15 protein-coding genes and 1 tRNA gene are annotated in these 17,720 nt (G+C 62.1%); 1 reads left to right on the top strand and 15 read right to left on the bottom strand.

What is annotated here, in order from left to right; all coding sequences use genetic code 11:
• Window positions 1–15: 15 nt before the first annotated feature.
• The 3 genes from NVS32_RS06465 to NVS32_RS06455 form a co-directional block, all read right to left on the bottom strand.
• Complete coding sequence (locus NVS32_RS06465) at window positions 16–459, bottom strand: hypothetical protein (protein ID WP_118078058.1); 444 nt, start codon at window positions 457–459, stop codon at window positions 16–18.
• On the bottom strand, window positions 456–2,567 hold the full coding sequence (locus NVS32_RS06460) for a BglG family transcription antiterminator (protein WP_081920150.1): 2,112 nt from the start codon (window positions 2,565–2,567) through the stop codon (window positions 456–458). Before NVS32_RS06460 ends, NVS32_RS06465 begins: the two co-directional genes overlap by 4 nt.
• 780 nt (window positions 2,568–3,347) lie before the next feature.
• Window positions 3,348–3,423, bottom strand: a tRNA-Thr gene (locus NVS32_RS06455).
• Between the two features lie 469 nt (window positions 3,424–3,892).
• Between NVS32_RS06455 and NVS32_RS06450 the strand changes: the two genes are divergently transcribed.
• Window positions 3,893–4,702, top strand: coding sequence for a spermidine synthase (locus tag NVS32_RS06450; RefSeq protein ID WP_042089268.1), 810 nt, complete (start codon window positions 3,893–3,895; stop codon window positions 4,700–4,702).
• A gap of 208 nt (window positions 4,703–4,910) precedes the next feature.
• Here the strand turns inward: NVS32_RS06450 and NVS32_RS06445 are convergent, their stop codons facing one another.
• The 12 genes from NVS32_RS06445 to metG form a co-directional block, all read right to left on the bottom strand.
• A complete protein-coding gene (locus NVS32_RS06445) occupies window positions 4,911–6,101 on the bottom strand; it encodes a purine-nucleoside phosphorylase (RefSeq protein ID WP_117652078.1) in 1,191 nt (396 codons plus the stop codon).
• A 143-nt stretch (window positions 6,102–6,244) separates the two neighbouring features.
• Window positions 6,245–7,156, bottom strand: coding sequence for a SurA N-terminal domain-containing protein (locus NVS32_RS06440; RefSeq protein WP_258499091.1), 912 nt, complete (start codon window positions 7,154–7,156; stop codon window positions 6,245–6,247).
• A 214-nt stretch (window positions 7,157–7,370) separates the two neighbouring features.
• The gene (locus NVS32_RS06435) at window positions 7,371–7,961 is read right to left on the bottom strand and encodes a hypothetical protein (RefSeq protein WP_117652077.1); all 591 of its coding nucleotides are present in this window, start codon (window positions 7,959–7,961) and stop codon (window positions 7,371–7,373) included.
• A 27-nt stretch (window positions 7,962–7,988) separates the two neighbouring features.
• Window positions 7,989–8,771, bottom strand: a complete 783-nt coding sequence (locus NVS32_RS06430; RefSeq protein WP_117652076.1) for an NYN domain-containing protein — start codon at window positions 8,769–8,771, stop codon at window positions 7,989–7,991.
• Window positions 8,772–9,251, bottom strand: a complete 480-nt coding sequence (locus NVS32_RS06425) for a hypothetical protein (RefSeq protein ID WP_117652075.1) — start codon at window positions 9,249–9,251, stop codon at window positions 8,772–8,774.
• Between the two features lie 6 nt (window positions 9,252–9,257).
• The gene (locus NVS32_RS06420; protein WP_258499090.1) at window positions 9,258–10,352 is read right to left on the bottom strand and encodes an NAD(P)-dependent oxidoreductase; all 1,095 of its coding nucleotides are present in this window, start codon (window positions 10,350–10,352) and stop codon (window positions 9,258–9,260) included.
• 76 nt (window positions 10,353–10,428) lie between these two features.
• Window positions 10,429–11,523 carry a DegV family protein gene (locus NVS32_RS06415; RefSeq protein WP_258499089.1) on the bottom strand — a complete coding sequence of 365 codons (1,095 nt, stop codon included), beginning with the start codon at window positions 11,521–11,523 and terminating at the stop codon, window positions 10,429–10,431.
• Window positions 11,524–11,541: 18 nt separating this feature from the next.
• Window positions 11,542–12,132: a ribosome hibernation-promoting factor, HPF/YfiA family gene (hpf, locus tag NVS32_RS06410; protein ID WP_117652072.1), complete on the bottom strand. Its 591-nt coding sequence runs from the start codon at window positions 12,130–12,132 to the stop codon at window positions 11,542–11,544.
• Window positions 12,133–12,827: 695 nt separating this feature from the next.
• Complete coding sequence (locus NVS32_RS06405; protein WP_117652071.1) at window positions 12,828–13,586, bottom strand: ComFC family protein; 759 nt, start codon at window positions 13,584–13,586, stop codon at window positions 12,828–12,830.
• A gap of 557 nt (window positions 13,587–14,143) precedes the next feature.
• Window positions 14,144–15,157, bottom strand: coding sequence for a TatD family hydrolase (locus tag NVS32_RS06400; protein WP_258499088.1), 1,014 nt, complete (start codon window positions 15,155–15,157; stop codon window positions 14,144–14,146).
• Window positions 15,150–16,010, bottom strand: a complete 861-nt coding sequence (rsmA, locus tag NVS32_RS06395; RefSeq protein ID WP_117652069.1) for a 16S rRNA (adenine(1518)-N(6)/adenine(1519)-N(6))-dimethyltransferase RsmA — start codon at window positions 16,008–16,010, stop codon at window positions 15,150–15,152. Before rsmA ends, NVS32_RS06400 begins: the two co-directional genes overlap by 8 nt.
• Window positions 16,011–16,015: 5 nt before the next feature.
• Window positions 16,016–17,617, bottom strand: coding sequence for a methionine--tRNA ligase (gene metG, locus NVS32_RS06390; RefSeq protein WP_117652068.1), 1,602 nt, complete (start codon window positions 17,615–17,617; stop codon window positions 16,016–16,018).
• Window positions 17,618–17,720: the final 103 nt, after the last annotated feature.

Genomic DNA, 17,720 nt, shown 5'->3' with positions numbered 1-17,720 from the left:
TTGTTTGCCCGCGGCCTATAGGACACTCAAGGCTGCAAGCATCGAGAGAAGGGCAACAGCGCAGGCGATAAACCTAATGACCCGTCTGGTCTTAACGAGCCCCAGACGAACGTAGAACTCGTAGTGAGTAAACACCGCAGGCCATACGAGTACCGTAAGGCAGATTCCTAGGAGCGGAGCATATGACCACCAAGTATGGATATCCATACCGATAAAGAAGAGGTTTACCACGAGAAGAACGAAGAGCACGAGATAGTAGGGGGCACGAACCTTGTTGTCCTTATTAATGAATGCCTTTGCCTTCTCGTACTCCACTTGGTTGCAGCAGGCTAGCAACGGGGATCCGCCGGGATTAAGGATGAACTCGGGATTGGCATCGCCTGAGCCGCACCAAAAGCACCTGGTTCCCTCGGGAAGGCCGTGACGCCCATTGTAAACGAGCCTTTTCTTCGCGCTCATCGCTTGCCTCCCCTATTCAGCCCAACAGGACTACTTTCTTCAAGCTCGGCAACATGATCTGGAACAGACAGCCACTCATACAGCGCGTAGAGTGTTCCCCAGTGTGAGTACCTATTAATTGTCGCGATGCAGATGACGACCCGTGCAATTTCTCCGTCTGGGAATCTAACCCCGTCCGGAGAAACAACCACCTGGGCAGCAACATGAGCGCCCTCGTCTCCATACATGGGGCATCTGACAACAACGACGTCCTTCTCGGGTCGATAGTAGAGAAGCCTACGCGACCGTATGATGTTCTCCATCCGCTCAACGAGTCTGCTGGAGGTTGCTCCATTTTGCAGAACGAGCGCCCCAGCGATAACCGCTTCCTTCCAAGTTGACCCTTCTGAGACCGCAATCGTGTCCGGAAGGATGCAAGAGCCCTGGCTTTGAATCACCGGAGGCCCCATGAGTCCCCGGTCTCTCTCATCAAAAAACCGAAATAGTTCGAAATGAAGCTTATCGGACTCGAGAATCGTTGCGTCGTGTTCGGGGAGGCTATTGCTTACAATTTTGATGATTCCGTCAATGAGGGAGGCATAGCGAGAGATGATCCTATTTCTCCTAAGGACTCCATATATCTGCTGACGGTTATCGTCAGAGAGAAATGGAGTGATGCTGACGATGTTCTCGCCAGAAATATCGGGAGGGAGCTGGACGAGCGTAAGGACTAACGCATAGCTGTCGAGAGTCCAACGCTTGAGCTTCTCTGGCTCTTCGTAGTCAAAGTCAAACTGGATACCCACGGCATCCACTAGCTGTTCTTTGACCAGGGTTGCCGTGGACATATTCGAGGCGCCAATCACCAGGACCTTGGTTGCACTTGTGTCGCCCTGCTCAAGCATCTTATTGTCAAGATCCGAGGATAGGTACACTGTCAGGTACGCAAGCTCATCGTCAGAGAGCTGTCCCATCCCCGAGAGCGTTGCAGCCCTGCGGGTAAATTCATAGGTCATCGGATACATCTTCTGAATGTCATTTGTGAGGGGGTTGTGGGCAGAGATGCCATACTTCTGACGATAGTAGAGAGGACGAATATGGTGAGTTAGCTGTTCGTGGACGTAGCCTTTGTTCACGAAGGTAAGGCAGCCGACTCGCTCAAAGTTTGCAATTAGGCGCTCGGTCAGGTTTGAAATATAGTGATCTTCTTCGCTGTGAGCCATGAAGTCTGCAGTCTTGATTCCCAGCAGCAACGAGGTGATATAAAGAACTTCTTCAGAGGGGAGTATTATTCCAACCCTCTTTAGCTTCTCTGCACTCATTTGGACAGAGCGGAAGGACGCCGTCCCCATCAGAGTCAGCTGTTCCTCGCGTCCCATCTCAACCCAATGCCCAGCTAGCCCCCGCAACCAGGAAACCTGAATCATCATTCCCTCGAGACCTGCTGAATCCAGGAAGCAACGTGTTTGAAGGTCCGACTCATACTGCTTGATGAGACTACGGCAGAGCTCGTAATAATCGATGTCGTTGTTAGTCGCCTTTGTGAGGGTAACCTGTAGGTGGCGTTTAACATCCGTCGCCCTCCCGGAAGCCGCCAACTCCTGCAGCTTTAGCCAGATGTACTTTCTCAGCGTTATCTCGTCGCCCTTGACAGAGTAACCGCCAGTAGGGGAACTCTCGAGATCAAGGCCTCGCGGACAGAGCTCTGTCCGCAGCTCGCGAATATCGGCAATTGTCGTGTTTCTGCTCACGCCGAAGTAATCCATTAACGAGGCAATGGTAACTGGGTCAATGGACAACACAATCAGAACCGCTGTCAGGGCCCTTCTTTCCTCGAGCGAGAAATGGGTAGACGAGTGTTCACCAAAGAAGCGCCCCAGCTGGCTCCAAGAGATACCGTCTGCACTTATCACTTGGTTTACAACAGAGATGTGCCCGAGTCCTTCACTCGAGAGCCATTGATGAATCTTCTCAATGTCGTAATACACACTACGCCGAGAAATCTTGTACTTGGACATCATGTCAGCAACGAGAATTCCATCGACAGCCTTGGAGAGATCATGAAGCTCGTTGCGTTGGCGACCGTTTAGGTTTGCCCGAACCACAATCCCCTCCTTAGTTTTTGCCATCTCTGGTTTTCATTTTCACGCCTTGTGAGATGCGCGAGAATTACCAAAATACGAAATGTGCTCTCACGGGCTGCATGCAAACAACTGTGCTCAGAGACGCGCGAGCATCGTTTACAAAGGCAGACAGCATCGTTTACCTTGTCTTTGTTTGTGTTATTGCATTCTCAATTCCAAGTCGTCACATACGGTTAGCCACATATTTTGTTTAACTAAAATAGCCATGGTTGATTTGAGATTGTTTCGGCAAACCGTCTAAGGCTGAAAAACGGCCGTTCAAATGGTCGATCAGAAGGGGCGCGTCCCTGACAGCCTTATTCGGTATTTGCACTGTGCAAGACTGCCAAATCGTGCAATTCTGACATGCAAACGAGTGGACCCGCTCAATAAATGAGTTCCGAGGGAGATTGGGGATTACCGCCCGTTAAGAGACTCTCATCTTGGCCAAATGAAATCTCTTCACCAGCGGCGAATTTTTGCTCAGCTCCCACCGTGAGCAGGTTCTTCCCGTCATCCGCAAGGGACTCCAGTTCATCCACATGGACTGCGCACCAAGTCCCGCAAAGGGCAAGCGGGGATTTTGTACCGAATCTCAAATCAATGCCCTCACACATGCGCACGGGCGCCCACGACAAGGTCTATGAGGGGGCAAATCTGGAATACGGGGATTCCGCATATTGCTAACGCACGGATTCCTACCCTGGATTCTACCCTTTTGGGGAAATTCGTCCTTTTACCAACGAAAAAGGTCAGGACAATATGTGTCCTGACCTGCGAAAACAATGGAGCCAGCAATCAGACTCGAACTGATGACCCCCGCTTTACGAGAGCGGTGCTCTACCAACTGAGCTATGCTGGCCTGCGCTTGAGCGCCCAACTACTATACGGGGACGCGCCCTGCTTTGCAAGCGTCAGCGCGGATTTCTCCATGGATTCCCTCGCCGGATGGACGCACACGAGCCCCTTAGCGTTTCGCACGCGGCACATAACACCCATCAGGATTGCCGAAGAGCACCTCCCTGCACAAAAATCGCGGTTGCCGGCCCATTTTCGGCAAATCGCCGAGTACGAAAACTCTAACTTTTTACGGGGCCGCAGGTAGAAAAATGGCACCTGCGGGGTGATACTAAGCGAAACCACGAATTTTGACCGGCAACCGCGATTTTTGTGCACGCCACCTTCGCAAGCGCGATTACTGCCCTCCCAATCGCGCCCAAGCAACTGGCACGGCACTAAAGCGACCAGCTTCCAGCCCCGCGCCGTCCAAGCACACCCCTCACCGCTATGATGGTGAGCCTACGCAGGCAGCAGGCAGCGGGAGGGATGACATGAAAGACAACTCAAACGGCCACTTCCCTTCCTCCGCCGAGCTTCTCCCGCACGTGGTGCGCACGCAGTCTGGCCTCGCACTCGTTCACACCTCGCGTGTTCATGGCGTCTGGCAGCGAATCCTCAGCACAGGAGGCGTCTGGCAGTCCGCGACCTTGCTGGGTCCCCACCGCATGGACCCGCCGTTTGCCTACCACAGAGCTTTCTGCCGCGTCTTTGACCTGGTGCCCAACGTACAGCGACTTCTCGCCATAGGCGGCGGTGGCTTTGCGTTTCCAAAATACGTTGCCGAGAAGCACCCCGACGTCGTGACCGACGTGGTCGAGATAGACCCGGCGATCATCGAGGCCGCGCGGCGCTGGTTCTACCTGGACGAGGCCTGCGAGCTGCAGAGACGCGCAGGTGGCCAGCTCAACGTCATCTGCGCGGACGGCCGCCAGGTGCTCGATAACGCCACGTACTCCTCGTACGACGCGATCGTCCTCGACGCCTTTATCCGCGACGCTCCCGTGCGCACCCTTGCGACGGTTGAGGCGTTTCGAGCTGCACACCAGGCACTTTCTCCACGTGGTGTCCTTCTCGCCAACGTGGTCCCAGACGAGAACGATCCAGGCAACGGCTTTCTAAGAAGCGTCGCCGCTGGTCTTGTGGCAACCTTCGTCAACGTGGCGATCACCCTGGTGATTGACCACCAGAACGTCGGCGAGAACTACATCGTCTTTGCCTCGGACACCGCCCTCGACCTTCCCGACGCCATCCCCTTTGACGAGGACTTCCTCGGCGACGTCCTGCACGACGAGTCACTGTAGACAGCAGCCGGCGATGTCGCCGAAAGACGCAAAATGATGCAATTATCGCCAAACAATGCCCTCCGGAGACAATTTGTCGCCGGAGGGCAGTCTGTGTTGCAAATGCCGCCAAAAGGGGCCCTCCGGCGACGCAGGACGGCGCGGGGAGTGTGACGCGGGAGGGGACGGCGCGGGCGCCAAGAAATGCGAGAAACGCGACGGCGCCAACCTACAGCATCCGAAGCACGCCGCGCACCAGCCGCTCGAAGTCCTCGGAGTAGCGCTCGGCGCAGGCAAGCACAGACTCGTGGTCCGTGTCGGCCGAACCCGCCATGTTGGTTGCCAGCGTGAGCCCCAGCACGTTCATGTCGAGCGCACGGGCCATGATGACCTCGTTCACCGTGGACATGCCCGCAAAGGAGACCCCCAGCGAGCGAAGTGCCGCCACCTCTGCCGGCGTCTCGAACGAGGGGCCCAGCATGCCGGCGTAGACTCCCTGCTGCAGCCCAATGCCGGCGTCGTCGGCAACGCCCTGGGCAATCGTGCGCAGGTAGGGCGAGAAGGCCTCGCTCATGTCCACAAACGGCGTATCAACGTCGCGCAGCTCGTCCCACTCGGCAAGCGGGTTTCTCCCCGTAAGGTTGATCTGGTCGGTGAGGATGCCGAGGCCAACCTTGGCGTTGCCCTCGACCGCGCCGGTGGCGCAGGCAAAGATGATGTCGCGGCACCCCAGGCGGAACGCGTGCCGCACGAGCGAAGTGACCTCAGAGGCAGAGTAGCCCTGGTAGAGGTGGATGCGTCCGGGGTAGACCACCACGGGAACGTCGTCGATGGTGCCAACCGTAGCCTCGAAGTCGTGCCCCCGCACGGGACGCGCGGACTCCGGGAAGCCCTCGATGTCGTGATAGTCGATGCGGCGCACGGGCTTGACGAGCTTGGCAAGGTGCCCCAGGCCCGTCCCCAGCACAATGGCAACAGGATGCTCCACAGAGGGCTTGCAGGACTCGACTGTCTCCTCGCTAACCACGCAGATCCCCTCCTCCTCGAGGAGACGGGCATAGACACCCTCCCCCTCGGTAAGACTTCCGGTATATGTACCATCGTAGATGACGTGAACGCCGCATGACGGGCTTTTTGCCTTGAGGACGGCGAGCGGTGCCCCCGCGCGACGTGCAACGGCAAGCATCTCCTCGCTCCCGCGCCGAAATGCCTCGGTCACGTCGGTGCCGTCGCGAAGCCACACGCGGCCGTCGCGCTGCTCGGCAGGCGGACGCGGCACGGGCAGGCGTGCCGCCGTCTCGGGGCAAACGGGCGTCATCTCGAGCTTCTGGGCTAGGTCGAGAACCGCCCGGCACGGCTTTGCCCCGCCGTCATAGCGCACAGGCCTCCCCAGAAGGCAGGCGCTCACAATCGCACGCATTGGCACTCCCCTCTCGCGGCTGCCGTTTGGCAGCGCAGCCCCACGTCGGCCGCGTCACGTACCTCTCAGCTCATAAAAATTGTCCCCAAAAAGGGGACGGGGCGCAATGCCCCGTCCCCGTCAGGTAACCCGTAACGCGACCCCTAGACCGCCAGAGAGCCAATCTGGATGGAAGTCTTGGAGAGCAGCGTGTTGACGTAGGTCGTCCACTCGCTCGACGCCTGGGAGGCCGCAGCGGAGTAGTTGGAGTACGCCACGTAGTAGGCCTGCTCGGCGGCAGCATAGCTTGCAGAGTCGTTGGAGATGGAGTAGGTCGAGAGAGCCGAGTAGTACGTGCCGTCCGTGCTCGCCCACGTGTTGTTGGCGGAGTCCCACTCGTCGCCGGCAAGGCCGATGATGTACTGCGCGTAGTCCGCCGAGGTGGTGTCCTCGTTGCCGTCAGAGGGCGCTGTGGGGGCGGTGGGCTGGTCGGGCACCGTGGTGGTGACTACGGAGTCACGGAGCTTCTTGATGACCGCAGCGTCGTGGAGGAGCGACTTGGTGGCATCCTCGTCCAGACCGTAGTTGGAGCCGATGGTTGCGTAGTCATCGGTGCCAAGGGTGCTCTGCGCATAGGCGCTCACGTCGTCATCGGTAACGGAGATGCCCTGCGCGTTGGCCTCCTCAAGCACCACGGCGTTACGCGCGTAGCTAAGAACGTCATCTGCGGAGGGCACGTTGTACGAGCCGTCATCGTTGGCCTGGTTCTCAATGGAGCCATTCTGCTCAATGACCTCGCGCGCGGTGATGGCGTGGCTGGAACCGTTATAGGTGTAGTTGGCAATAGTGGAGTCAAGGTCAGACTCGCTGATGGTCGTGCTGCCGGTTGCCTTGCCCGAGCCGCTGGAGAGCAGGAAGTGGCCACAAAGGACGCCCACGACAAGTGCCACGACGCAGATGGCAATCCAAATGGGAGTGCCCAGCGAACGCTTCGAACCCTTGGGAGCCTTAGGCGCGCCCGAGGTCTTGGCGGTACCTCCCTTTGCGCTGTTCTTCTCGATGGTACTGTCTGCCATGTGCTCACCTCTCGAATCGGCGCGGGAAGCCCGCGTCATGAGTCTGCTTTTGGTACTCGGCGGATACATACGCTTGGCATTCTAACGCAGCAAGGCCAGCTAGCCGGCTTACCCGCCAACACTCCCCCGTGTCCGCACATGCACACAGCCAACCTTAAAGCAGGCAGCATGCATGCGCAGCGGCTCCATCAAGGGACACCCCGTGCGAGAAGACCTACTTTACCTTGCCCTTCGCAACTGCAAGGATGTCGCCCGAGAACTGCTTGATGTAGCCGTTGCCGCTCTCTGCATCAAACTTCACGCGCGAGACCAGCTCCTTTGCCGTCTTCTTGGAGATGTCACCGCCGGCAAAGGCAAGAAGCCCCTCGAGCATGTCGCGGTACTCGGCGTCGCCGTGGTAGCACTGGATGGCCTCGTCAAGAAGCGGCCAGACCTCGTCTGAGCTCTCGGCCGAGGTGGCACCCAGGCGGCAGAGGAAGAGAAACGCCGCCAGGCGCACCGTCGCGGAGGCGTCGTCGAAGAGCGACGCCTCAGCGCCGTCGAAGGCGGCGCTCACCTGGTCGGCGTACGCGTCCGTCATGGTGGAGAGGGCGTCGAGCACCTCCCAGCGCGTCTGCGCCTCCGGGCGGTCAAGCGCGTCGACCAGAGCGTCGATGTGGCCGGCGAGCAGCGACGGATCCTTTGCCGCCACGGCCGCGATATCCTGCGACACCTCCTGGCGATGCCTGCGGCTCGACGCCGAGAGGCCGTCGACCAGGGCGGCGACGCCCGCCGCGCTCATCGTCTTGTTGTTCTCCTCTGCCATTGCCAAGTCTCCTCTCTTAGCCCCTCGCTACTCATGGAAGCCGTCGACCACGACGGTTCCGCTCTTGGGGTCCTGGTGGATGTCGATAAAACCGAGCTTCGCGGCCTCGCGGATGAGCGCCGTGAAGGAACGGTACCCAAACGAGCCCTCCGAGAACTGCGGGCGCTTGCGGCGCATGGTGTCCTTCAGGCGACTCGCCAGGATGAACGAGTCGCTCTCGCGCTGCAGGGCGTCGATGGTCTCGAAGAGCAGCTGGTAGCAGGGCTGCTTCTCCTTGGGGACCTTCTGCGAGAAGTCCGGGATGCCCGCCGAGCGAGTGAGGTCCTCGTAGAAGATGAACTCGTCGCAGACCTCGGCCAGAAGCGAGCTGGTGGACTCCTTCATCCCTACGCCGATGACCGTCTTGCCAAACTCCTTGAGCTTGGAGACGAGCGGCGAGAAGTCCGAGTCGCCGGAGAGAATCGCAAAGGTGTCGATGTGATCCTTGGTGAGGCACATCTCAACGGCGTCAACGGCCAAGCGGATGTCTGCGGAGTTCTTGCCGGTGTAGGCGCGGTCCGGGATCTCGATGAGCTCGATGCCCAGCTCGTGCAAGGGCGTGACGGCCGTGTCGAAGCGCTGCCAGTCGCAGTAGGCGCGCTTTGCCGTGATGCGACCCTTGTCGACCAGGCGCTCCAGGATGAGCTTGACGTCGGGCGCAGGGCCCGGCTCCTGGTGGCCGTTCCGCTTGCGCTTTCCGGTTCCCAGCGCAAGGTTCTCGTAGTCTATGAACACCGCAATGGAGCTCTGCGGCATATCGGTTGCTGCCATCTAGTGTCTGGTTCCCTTCTTGGCGTTGGTGCCGCTCGCCGAGCTTGGCCCGTCCATCTGGACGCTCATGAGTTCTGGCTCGGGTTCGCCCTGCTTGCGCGCCTTGCGAACGGCACGTCTGCGGGCCTTCTCGGCCTCGGTGCGATTGGTCTGGTCCTTGTTCACGTTGAAGTACTTGTCGGCGAACTTCCAGGGACCGACGGACTCGCCAAAGCCGATCTTTGCCCCGGCAAGTGCGCCAGCCATGAGCCCAAGGACCAGGCCAGCGAGCGTGAGCAGCTGGACAGCCCACACCACGGCAGAGACTGCGACGCCCACCAAGATGATCTTGAGGTTGGCGATGTGGAAGTCGCGCTTCTCGACGCACTTCTTGCCCATCTCCTCGCCCACGTGCTCGCCAATGACAAGGCCAAAGGCAAAGAGCATGATCACGAAGATGGCAACAGCGAAGCTGCCTGTGCCAAGGCTGTTCTCGTCCATGCGGGGCTACTCCCCGTCCCCGTGGTGGTGGCAGCAGTGGCCGTCCTCGTGGCCGTGGCCGTGGCCGCCGCAGCAGCCGTCGCCTCCGTGGCCGTGGCCGTGGCCGCCGCAGCAGCCGTCGCCGCCGCGGCGACCGCAGCAGTGCCACTCCTTCTCGTCCTCGCCGGCGAGGTCTTCCACGTCGAGCTTGGACCAGTCGAGGCCGGCCGCCGTGCAGGTGGCCTCGTCCTGATAGAGGAGGCTTATTGCCTGGGTGCCCAGGCGCACGCCGCCAATCTGGTACAGCATGTCGTAGAGGGTGTAGGCAGTCTCGGCGCCGGGCAGGGTGATTTCTGTGTCCTCGGCCTGCGCGAGCGCCAGCCCCAGGTCCTTGCGCAGGTGCTCCACAAGGAAGCCCGGCTTGAAGTCGCCCTCGAGTGACTTGGGAGCCAGGCGCTCCATGGCTACCGAGCCGCCCATGCCGTGGCTCACCATGTCGAGCGTCTGAGCAACGTCGAGGCCGCCCTGCTCGGCGAGGGCCATGGCATCCGCGTAGCCCACCATACACGCGGCAAGCGAGACCTGGTTGCAGAGCTTGGCCGTCTGACCCTTGCCGGCGCCGCCCATGTAGTAGATCTTGTCCGAGAAGGTCTGAAGGATGGGCAGCACGGGTGCGGCGTAGCTCTCCTTAGCGCCCACGATGAGGGTGAGCGTGCCCGCCTTGGCACCGGTGTCGCCACCGGTCACGGGGCAGTCGAAGGCATGCTTGTCCTCGACCTCGCAAGCGTCGTGGATGTCCTTGGCGAGCTGTGCCGAGGAGGTCGTGAGGTCAACCAGGTAGGCACCCTTCTTCGCGGCGCGCACCAGCCCGTCCGTCGAGAGGTAGACGTCCTCGACGTCCGCGGGGTAGCCGAGCATGGTGAAGACGACGTCCGCGTTTGCGGCTGCCTGGGCGGGGGTGTCGGCCCAGTGCGCGCCCTTGGCGAGAAGCCCCTCGGCCTTCGACTTGGTGCGATTGTTCACCGTGAGGTCGTAGCCGGCATCCAGGATGTGGCCGGCGATAGGGGCACCCATGATGCCGGTGCCGATGAAGGCAACCTTTGTCCTGTGGGTTGTGGGCATATGCTTGGTCCTTTCATGTGAGGGAGGCCGCCCCGGGGCATGCGTGCCCGCAGGACGGCCCGGTTGCGTACCGAGGCTAGGATTGCGCACCCGGGGTCCCGGGCGCGTCTTGGGCATCGCCGCCGCTGCTCGCGCGCCCCCGCACGCGCTTGGCGATGCGGTCGGTGAGCGAGAGCTTCTCGCGGCGGTCTGTGCCCCAGAAGACGAGGGCTACCATGCCCGGTCCTACGTGGGTTCCCAGGATGGGCGAGACCGAGGAGCGGATGACGGTGACGTCCTCGCAGCCCCTCTCCTTGCGGATCTCGTGCTCGAGCCAGTCCGCGTCCTTCTCGGCGTCGGTCGAGACGATGGCAAGCGGGAGCGAGGGGTCATGCGCGTAGTTGTCGCGGAAGTCCTGGATGATGGCCCGCAGCGCCTTCTTGCGGCCGCGGCACATGCCTCGCAGCGTGAGGGCACCGTTGAGGTCGTAGGAGAGCTCGGGCTTGATGTCGAGCTTGCCGCCCACGTTTGCTGCGGCCGGCGGGATGCGGCCACCCGCGGCAAGCGCGTCAAAGCTGTCGAGCGTGAAGTAGCCGTGGATGAAGAAGCGCGCGTCCGAGACCCAGTCGTAGAGCTCGCGCGCCGTGAGGCCATTTGACGCCTGGCGCACGACCTCGATGGCGAGAAGCTCGCCGGCCGCGGAGTCGCAGCGGTTGTCCAGGACGTAGATCTCGGTCCCGGGGCGCTTCTCGCGGAGCATGTCCGCCGCCTGGCGCGCCGCGTTGATGGAGGACGAGAGGCCCTCGGAGAGCCCCATGTAGATGATGGGCAGGCCCTCCTCGGCAGCCTTCTCGAAGACCTCGAGGTAGCGGCCGGGTGTCACCGCGCTGGTGGTGTAGTGGGCCTCGGGGTGCTTGCGCATGTTCTCGTAGAACTCGTGCGGGTCCTGGGTCTTCCACATGTCATCCACGTGCTCCACGCCGTTGGAGTCCACGTAGGTGAAGGGGATGACCTCAACGCCAAGCTGCTCTGCCACGCCGGGGGCGTAGTCGGAGGTTGAGTCGACGATGATCGTAACGTTGCGCCTCTGATGGTAGCGCCGGCCGACGCCTGCGACGTCGGCCGGTGCCTGTGACAATTGGGGAGCTTCCTCCTGGGCGCTTATGGTCTTCTGGTCTATCTCTTCTGCCATTCGCTCAGTCTTTCCCGCTTACGCGTCCGGGTTTTCCTCGACCTTGGGCTTGATGATGCCGTAGCCGCCATTTTTCCTATGGTAAATGACGTTGACGAGGCCGGTGGTGGCGTTTGTGAACACATAGAAATCATGGCCGAGAAGGTCAGTCTGGACGAGGGCCTCCTCTTCGCTCATGGGCGTGAGCTCAACGTACTTCTCGCGCACGAGCTGGTCGTCTTCCTCCTCCGGCGCCGGCGTGATGAGGTTGGCAAGCTCGTCTGCGCTGGGGACGGGCGCCGGCGGCACCTGAGCACGCTGGCGGCGGTCGATGACGCGGGTCTTGTACTTGCGCAGCTGGCGAGTGACCTTGTCGGACGCCTCGTCGATGGCGGCGTACATGTCGTCGGCGCTGGCGACAACGCGCACCACGTTCTTGCGCACGAAGACTGTAACCTCGCAGGTCTTGCGATCCGGGTTCGAAGGATTCTTGTCAACGCGAAGCACGACGTCGCAGCTCATGGGAGAGATGTCGAATACCTTGAGGGCGTCCCCTATTTTCTCGTTGACGCGGTCACGCAGCGCGTCGGAAACGGTGACCTTGCGACCCGAGATCTTGATGTCAACCATGCGTGCCTCCAATCGATTGCCCTGCCATCCCCGCGCAAGCACCGACGCGAGTCTGGCCGTACTTGTTTGGTACCCAAAGCGGCCGCGCGTTACGCGCAAAGGCGGCGGACGAGTGAATATGGGCAGTGGACGCAAAGAGCGGCGTGGACGCGGCAGGTCAGGGCGGGCGCAGCAGAGCATAGGAGCCACTCTCGGCGACAATGCAAATTTCGATTGGTTAGAGGAGGGTAAACAATCGAAATATGCAAGCTGCTAGCGAATCTGCAGATTCCGATTGGTTAGCCACCGCTAAACGATCGAAAAATGCAAGCCGCGAGAAGGGAAGCATCTGGCGAGAAGCTCAAGTCGGACTAGTAAAGAGCAGCGTTCCACCCAGCTGACCTGGTATTCGACCCCACACTCGCGCACTGGGGCCTCCGCTTTGGGGCTACACGGCCCCTCACTCGCAGCCCTCTCGCCCGCGAGGCCGTATGCCTCTTGTCTAACGGGCGGTGCGACTTACCTCTAGGACGAGCCGTGCTCGCCGCAGGGCGCACCCCACGACTTACGTGGATCCTTTTGGCCTCGTCTGCCATGAACTAGGGCGCACGCATGCGCCCGCAACCACAGACCTGGGTGGAACGCAGGAAATTATAGCAGGTAGCAGGCGAAAGCCAGCAACAGCAGCGCAACTGGCAGATTGTGCCGAGGCAGCCTCACCACACGCGAGCAAGGGCGCACGCCGTCACCGACGCCGCACCACGTGCAAGAAGCGCCCTCGTCGCCTCGCGCACCGACGCCCCCGTGGTGATTACGTCATCAAGCAGCAGCAGGTCAAGGCCCGAAACGTCATCACACACTGAGATGGTGCCCGCGAGGTTGGCCGCACGTTCCTCTCGCCCCAGGGTGCGCTGGTCACGAGAGTAGGGACGCACAAGGACATCGGCCAGGGAAAGACCTTCCTCACGACAGAGCGCGCGGGAGACGAGCTCCATGTGGTCAAAGCCTCGCCGCGCAAACGCCGCCGAGGTAGCAGGCACAAAGCACACGGCATCGATGGCCCGCGGGTCAAAGCGCGCGCAGCCATCACGCGCCGGCCAGGCGGATGCCTCGTCCAGCGCCGTTGCCATGGCGGCGGCAATGACGGGAGCCAGCCGTAGCTCGTGGGCGTCCTTCAGGCACGAGACCATGCGGGCGGCGGTGCCAGCAAACCTCAGTGCGCAGATGGTCGTGCGCGTCTCCCACTCATGCGTGCACTCCGTGCAGGTGAGATAGCCAAACGGAGCTCCGCAGTCCGGACACGCCCACCGCTGGGCAATCCAGGGGAGATTTTCTCGGCACTGCTCGCAGACGAGCTCACCGGGCATCTCGCAGGAGACGCAGCGCGTTGGCCACAGAAGCTCGGCGGCGCCAGAGGCGAGAAGCGAAGCGCCAGTGGAGAGGCGGCCCAGTGCGCCGTTGGCTTCGATTGGCATGCGACCCCCATCGCTTGCACGGGTGGGGGTCGCATCGGTTGAACTGATGGTAGCACGCGAGACCTTAGTGGGCAGGATCGTCCAAGCCCCGGAAGTGCGGCGCTCCCGCTTATTAACGAGCAGAGGTCGCGGGGCCGGCGACCGCCGAGGGACCAACGGTCGAGGAGGCTGGTCGCGGGGCCGGCGGCCGGGGCTGGTCGAGAGGCTCGCCCAAAACTTCCCCGATTATTGAACGAAATTTCTTACGAGAAATACATTCGGCCAGTTAAGCTTGAGACAATCTAGAAATATCGCGCGATAATTTCGGCACAACGCAGCCGAATGCAATTGAACGTGAGAGCGCAGAGCCAGCCTCCCCGCAGTCCTTTGTCGCCGAGAAACCTGCGGTTTAATTGCAGTTCTTCAAGGGTGTTGCTGACAAGAACCGCAGGCAGACGGCTTGTCTCAGCACAGAAAGGTGCTATTAACCCGCAGGTTTTCCAAGAGGGGCGAGGGCGGCGGGGACAGAGCGCAGCGGCAAAGGCGGCCGAGAGGAGACAACGCTGACCGAGCGGGGTCTACCCAAGCAGCTGACAGGCGTTCTCCCAAAGCGCAGCGTACGTCTGATCCCGCATGGCAACGCCGACGTCCTCGCGGACCGCAGCCACGCAGGCAGCCGAGAAGGCCACCATGGCAGGCTCGCACTCCTCGCCTCGCAGCGGCACGGGCGCCATGTAGGGGCAGTCCGTCTCGGAGAGGAGAAGCCCCTCGGGACAGGTCGCGGCCGCCTCGCGGATGTCGTCGGAGCGCTTGAACGTGGACGCCCCGCCAAAGGCAATGTGGCAGCCCAGCTCCACGAAGGGGGCCATGACCTCGGGACCGTCCGTGAAGCAGTGCAGGTCACAGCCAGCAGAAGGCATGCCCTCCTCGGCCAGCACCCGCGCCGCGAGCTCGTGGGCGGAGTGGTCATCGGGATCCTGGCTGTCACGAATGTGCAGTTCAACGGGTAGCCCGTGCTCGCGGGCAACGGCAAACTGGCGCCTGAACGCGGTCTCCTGCACGTCTGCCGGCAGCTCGTTGTACGGTCCAAAGTCCAGGCCAATCTCGCCCACGCCCACACAACGCGGGCTGGCGAGAAGCTCTTCCAGGCAGGCAAGCGCGGCCTTGTCCAGCCGCGCCGCGCCGTACGGATGCGTCCCAGCCACAATGCGAACGCGCTCCACCAGCGGCGGAAGGTCCGGATACCCCGCGTACTCCGGAGGCACCAGCCCGTGTCGAGCGCACTCCTCCAGGCGCTCCGCGGCACGTTCCACCTGCTCGTCTATCCACGAGAGGTACGCTGCCGCCGAGGGAAAAAGGCGCGGCACCTCATCCACGGGGTCGACCGGCACCACCAGCAGACGCACGCCCGCCAGCGCTGCCCGGCAGATGGCAACAGAAGGGTCGTGCCGCGTGAAGCTCGTGAGGTGGCCGTGGGTGTCGGCCAAAGGCGCGCTCGCCGGCGGCAGCTCCCGCGGTCGGCCCTTGCGGTCGTGGAAGAGGTGGCCGTCCTCAAGCGTGAGGGCATCAAGGCCGAGAAGCGCGCTAGGCACCCGCACCGCCCTCCCCCGCAGCCGCGCCCTCCAGCGCAGCCGCCAGCCGCACGAAGTCCCCGGGCGAGAGGGTCTCGGCTCGCACGCTCGGCGCAATGCCGCACGCGGCAAACGCCGCGTCTAGCACAGCCTTCTCGTACCCGCTCGAGGCCATGGAGTTCCGGATGGTCTTGCGGCGCTGCGCGAACGCGGCATCGATTACCGCAGGCGTAGATGACGGCACACCCTCGAGCGGTGCGCGGTCGATGCGCACGACGGCGGAGTTCACGTGCGGCGGCGGGTTGAACGAGCCCGGCCCCACCTCGAAGCGGCCGGTCACACGGCCGAGAAGCGCCAGCTTTGCCGTGTAGGCGCCGTAGGTCTTGGACCCAGGGGCAGCACAGATGCGGTCCGCGACCTCGGCCTGGACCATCACCACGGCACGCCGCACCGATGGAACCTCGGAAAACACCTTGAGGATGAGGGTCGCCGCCACCTGGTAGGGCAGGTTCGAGACAAACTTGCCCGGCTCAAGCGGGAGCCCGTCCGGAATCACCCGGAGGGCATCCCCCATCACCAGGTTAAGCCGTTCGGAGTCCTGCGCGCAGGTCTCGGCCAGCACCGGCTCGAGCTGGCGGTCGGCCTCAACGGCGCAGACGGCGCCTGCGTGCGGCAGCATGGCCACCGTGAGGGTGCCAATGCCCGGCCCCACCTCAAGCACAACATCCGAGGGGTCAAGCTCCGCCAGGTCCAGAATCCTCCCGATCACGGTGTCATCCACCAGGAAGTTCTGCCCAAGCCGGTGCTTTGTAGAAAGCCCAAACCCGTCGAGCACATCTCGCGTTGCAGACTGGTTGGCAAGCCAGGAGTGCATGGCGCCTACTTCTTCTGAAGACGCGGGAAGAGCGCGTCGCCCTTCGTCACCTCGACGCCGCCGACGAGCCGGCCCCACTCGCACACGGACGCGAGGTCGGTGGTGCCCACCTCGTCGCCGGCGCCCATGCGACGCAGGACCTCGGCAGAGGTCTCGGGCATGAAGGGCGCCAGAAGGTGCGCGCAGATGCGGATGGACTCGAGCAGGTTCGCGATGATGTGGGCCAGCTCGCCGATGCGCGTGAAGTCCTTGGCCACCGTCCACGGCGCCATGTCCTCCACGTAGTGGTTGGCGGCGTGGACGAGCTCCATCACCACGTCCTTTGCCTGGACGTACTCAAGCTTGTCCATGTGCTCGGCGTAGCGGCCCTCGATGCCCTGGGCAATCTCACGCAGGGGGTTCTGCTCGTCCGCCCAGCCATCGGCAAGCTCGGGCGTCTTGCCGTCAAAGTACTTCGCGCTCATGTTGAGTGCGCGAGACACCAGGTTGCCCCAGCTGTTGGCCAGGTCGGCGTTGTAGACCTGCTCCATGCGAGAGAAGCTGATGGCCCCGTCCTCGCCGGGCACGACGTCGGTCATGAAGTAGTAGCGGTAGCCCTCGACGCCGAGAAGGTCAATCACGTCCTGTGGCGCAATGGCGTTGCCGCGGCTCTTGGACATCTTCTCGCCCTGGCCGGTCTCCTCGTTGCGCACCATGAGGAAGCCGTGCGCAAAGACGTGCTCGGGCAGCGCCTCACCGATGGCCATGAGCATGGCCGGCCAAATCACGCAGTGGAAGCGGATGATGTCCTTGCCCACCACGTGGTACTGCGCGGGCCAGCGATACGCCAGCTCGGCCTTGGCCTCGGGCGTGTCCACGCCGTAGCCCACGGCGGTCATGTAGTTGAGAAGGGCGTCGAACCACACGTAGGTCACGTGCTTCTCGTCAAACGGCACGGGGATGCCCCAGTCAAAGCTCGTGCGTGAAACGGACAGGTCCTGGAGGCCCCCCTCCACGAAGCTGCGGACCTCGTTCATGCGGAAGTCGGGCTGGACAAAGTCCGGGTGCTCGTCATAGAGCTTGAGCAGGCGGTCCTGGAACGCGGAGAGCTTGAAGAAGTAGGACTCCTCCTGCACGCGCTCGAGCGGGCGGCCGCAGTCGGGACAGAGGTGCTGACCTTCGGTGTGGTGCTCTTCATCGGACTTCGTGACCTGGGTCTCGGTGAAGTAGGTTTCCTCGGGCACGCAGTACCAGCCGTCGTAGGAGCCCTTGTAGAGGTAGCCGGACTCCTTCATGCGCTCCCAGAGGTACTGCACGGCGTCGTGCTGGCGCTGCTCGGTGGTGCGGATGAAGTCGTCGTTCGAGATCTCGAGCTGGCGCCAGAGGTCCTTGAAGAAGGGCGCCTGGGAGTCGCACCACTCCTGCGGGGTCATACCATGGGCTGCCGCGGCCTCCGCGACCTTCTCGCCGTGCTCGTCCATGCCCGTGAGGAACTTGACGTCATAGCCCGTCGCGCGGCGGTAGCGCGCCTCGACGTCGCAGAGGACGGTCGAGTAGGCCGTGCCCAGGTGCGGCTTGGCATTGACGTAGTAGATGGGCGTGGTAATGAAGAAGCTCGGCTTTGCCATGGGTTGGGTCTCCTAATGACGGACGTTGCCCTGCGGGATTGCATGCAGCGGCTATGATACTCCAGCGCGTTGGCGGAGGTGCGGCGACGCAGTGGGGCACGTG

Source organism: Tractidigestivibacter montrealensis, from assembly GCF_024741235.1.
Lineage (GTDB): Bacteria > Actinomycetota > Coriobacteriia > Coriobacteriales > Atopobiaceae > Tractidigestivibacter > Tractidigestivibacter montrealensis.
Note: the sequence above shows the minus strand (reverse complement) of the source record. Positions and strands in the feature narration are given on the sequence as shown.